Origin of the sequence: Nocardioides sp. (assembly GCF_024509035.1) — a bacterium.
In the GTDB taxonomy this organism is placed as follows: domain Bacteria; phylum Actinomycetota; class Actinomycetes; order Propionibacteriales; family Nocardioidaceae; genus Nocardioides.
Genome location: NZ_JANINT010000227.1, coordinates 1 through 3318, shown reverse-complemented (window position 1 = coordinate 3318; position 3318 = coordinate 1). Strand labels below are relative to the sequence as shown.

Here is a 3318-nt window from a genome sequence, read left to right as displayed (position 1 = left end):
AGAGGTTCTTGGCCGCGGTCAGCGAGGCGATGCGGGCCTTGCCGTGGGTCCAGTACGTCGTCTTCATCAGCAGCGCGTTGTAGAAGATCTTGCCGGCGGTCTGGATGCCGACGCCCGTCACGGTCGACCCGTTGCAGGTCGGCGAGGCGGGCGAACCCGCAGAGCCCTGGGACAGCAGGTAGAACCAGTGGTTGAGCGGGCCGGCCGCCGCGTGCACCTCGGTGTTCTTGATGCTCGAGGACCAGCAGTTGGGGTCGCCGACCAGGCTGGGGTTGTACATGTAGCGGATCGGGCCGTCGCCGACGAGGTCGGCCTCCTCGCCGACCGTGAAGTCGGCCGGGTCGTTGGGGTTGGCGGCGTACGCCTCGGTGAGCGCACCGAAGATGTCACCGGTCGCCTCGTTCATGCCGCCGGTCTCGTTGTCACCGGTCGAGCCACCGGGCGTGGTCTCGAAGACGCCGTGGCCCTGCTCGTGGGCGACGATGTCGATCGCCGTGAGCTGGCGCGCGTTGTCCTGGCTGTGGCCGAAGTTCACCATGCTGCCGTCGAAGTAGGCGTTGACGTCGTTGAGGCCGACCCGCGCCGGGTAGGTGCTGCCGTTGCCCTTGACGCCGCTTCGACCCAGCCACGACGAGAGCATGTCGACCTCCTTGTCGACGCTGTAGAGCGTGTCGACGCAGGCGGTCTCGAGGTTCGTGCCCGACCCGTTGCCCCAGACGTCGTCGGACCCGGTGAAGATCGTGCCCGCCTGGTTGGCGCAGGAGACGCCGCTGCGGCTGGAGTCGGACATGCGGTACGACGAGCCGCTCCCCGACGTGCCGATCGTGACGCCGGGGTAGTAGTAGCCGTTGCCGGTGCCGTCGGCGACCAGGTCCCAGCTGCCCAGGACCGCGCCGGTGCGCGCGTCGGTGTAGACCGTCAGCTTGGTCGGGCGGTTCTTCGTGGTGCCCGTGACGAGGGTCGACCACGCGAGCCGGGGCGCGTGCTGGGCGAGCACGACGAGCTCGGGGCGGGACGCGCTGGTGACGTGACCGACCAGCGAGCGGGCCTTGCGCTGCGCGGCGCCTGCGGCGACGCGGGGGGTGACGGTGCGCAGGTCGATGACCTGGCGCTGGGTCGCGCTGCGGCCCGTCACCTTGCCGGTGCGGTCGACCGCGAGCACGACGTCGCCGCCGATGACCCGCAGGCCTCGGTAGGTGCGGTCGTAGGCGACGTACTGGGCGCCGTTGGTCGCGCTGGTCGTGCTCGTGCGCCGGAAGGCGTCGTGGGGGCTGGCCTGGAAGGCGCCACGGTGGTCGACGAGGTAGTCGGCGGCGACCCGGTTGACCTCGCGCCTGCCGGCGTCGGCCGAGGTGTGGGCCGAGGTGTGGGCGGTGGACGGGGCCTGGGCCGCGGTCGACGACGACACCTGCGGTCCGAGGGCGAGGACGCCCGAGACCGAGGCCGCCAGAGCCGCTCCGAGCAGCGTTCTGGTTCTCATGGAGATGGTGCTCCCTTGGGGGTGAGGGGGATGGGAGCTCGCCGCCGGCGGTTGCGGGCAGGGCGAGTGAGAGAAACCTAGGAACGCCGCGCGGGCCGGGGTAGCGGGGAAACCCTTGCCCGCTCCCCGAGCCTGCGAGCCCGGACGCCGCTCCTACTCGGCGGGGCCGGGGACCAGCAGGGTCGCCAGCTGCGTGCGCGAGCGGACGTCCAGCTTGCGGTAGATCCGGGTCAGCGTCGCCTCGACGGTCTTGACGCTCAGGAACAAGCGCTCGGAGATCTGGCGGTTGCTGGCGCCCTGGAAGACGAGCCGCGCGATGCGGGCCTCGGTGTCGGTGAGACGGCCGAGCAGCGGGTCGTCGGTCGCGGCCGTCGGCCCCGGCATGAGCTCGGCACGCACCTGGTCGAGCCAGGACTGCGCGTGGATCTCGGCGAAGCACGTCTGGGCGGCGGCGAGGGCCGCGCGTGAGGCCGCGGCGCGCCGGCTGCGTCGCTCGACGTGGGCGCGGGTCAGCAGCGCCCGGCCGAGGTCGATGCGCATGCCGAGGTCGGCGCAGACCTTGGCGGACCGATCGAGCAGCACCAGGGCCCCGTCGACGTCGCCCCGGGCGGCCAGCACGTCGGCCTCGGCCCGGTCGAGCTGGGCGCCGACGCCGTCGGTGCCCGAGCGACCGTCGAGCGCACGGCGGGCGCTCGCGACCAGGTCCTCCGCCTCGGCGGTCGACCCCAGCGCGACCAGGGCCGCGACCAGGTCGGGCTGCCAGCGGTTGACCGTGGGATCGCTGATCGCATGGCTGGCCTCGATGTCACGGATCCGGCTCAGGGCGGACCGGGCCGCGAGCGCGTCCCCGCTGCGCAGCCGGGCCTGGCCGAGCAGCAGCAGGTGTCGCTGCAGGTAGCGGGTGTCACCGCGCTCCTCGGCGGCCTCCACGCCCCGCTCGGCCAGCCGTCGGGCCGTGGCGAGGTCACCGCCGGCGAGCTCGGCCAGCGCGGTGATGAACCAGCCGGTGTGCGGGTCGAGGCCGAACTCCTCACCGACCGCGGCGGCGCGCGCGGCGTACGCCCGGGCCTCGCGGCAGCGGCCCAGGCGGACCCCGACCTCGACCAGGCAGCGCAGCACGTGGACCTGGTCCGTGCCGGCGCCGCGCTCGACCTGCGCGAGCATCGAGAGGAACGCCGACCACGCCTCCTCGAGCCGGTCGTCGTAGAAGGCGAAGCGGGCCGCGAGGTACGCCGCGGACACGTGGGTCATCCCGGGCGCGGCCGGATCGGACGCCGGGGTGAGGGCGAGCGCCGCGCTCAGGTGGGCGTCGTGGCGGCCGCTGCCCGTCCACCGGGTGGCGACCGCGAGCGTGGTCAGCGCGGCTGCCTCGCCCACCCGGTCGCCGGCGCGACGCAGCAGGTCGGCGGCATCGCCGGCCCGGCGCTCGGCCTCGGCGGGGCGCGACTCCATCAGCGCGACCCTCGCTCGCTGGAGCAGCACCATCGCCACCAGGCGGTCGTCGTCGCCGGCGTCGGCGAGCGCGGCGGTCAGCACCTCGTCCATCGCGGCGACGCCGGTGCCGGCGAGCTCGGGCAGCGCGAGGCGCACGCGCACCTGTTGGGCCGGCGCGGCCGTCAGCCGGAGGAAGTCGCCGAGGGCGCGGTGGACGAGCTCGACGTGGTTGCCGGTCGCGCCGGCCTCGACCGCGGTCGCCAGCCACTCGACCCGTTCGGCCGCCAGCTCGGCGGGGGAGCGGTCGGCCGCGAGGACGTAGAGCTCGGTGGCCAGCTCACGACCGCCGGTCGCGGCCGCCTCGCGGGCAGCCAGGCCGAGCTCGCGGGCCAGGCCGGCGTCGG

General features: G+C 74.2%; 2 protein-coding genes. Both read right to left on the bottom strand.

Features of this window, described 5'->3' with window-relative positions; genetic code table 11:
• The coding region (locus tag Q0L15_RS16020) for a M4 family metallopeptidase (protein WP_296605450.1) at window positions 1-1480 on the bottom strand (1480 nt) is incomplete at its 3' end.
• Window positions 1481-1633: 153 nt separating this feature from the next.
• A partial coding sequence (locus tag Q0L15_RS16015) for a helix-turn-helix transcriptional regulator (RefSeq protein ID WP_296605449.1) occupies window positions 1634-3318 on the bottom strand: 1685 nt, incomplete at its 5' end.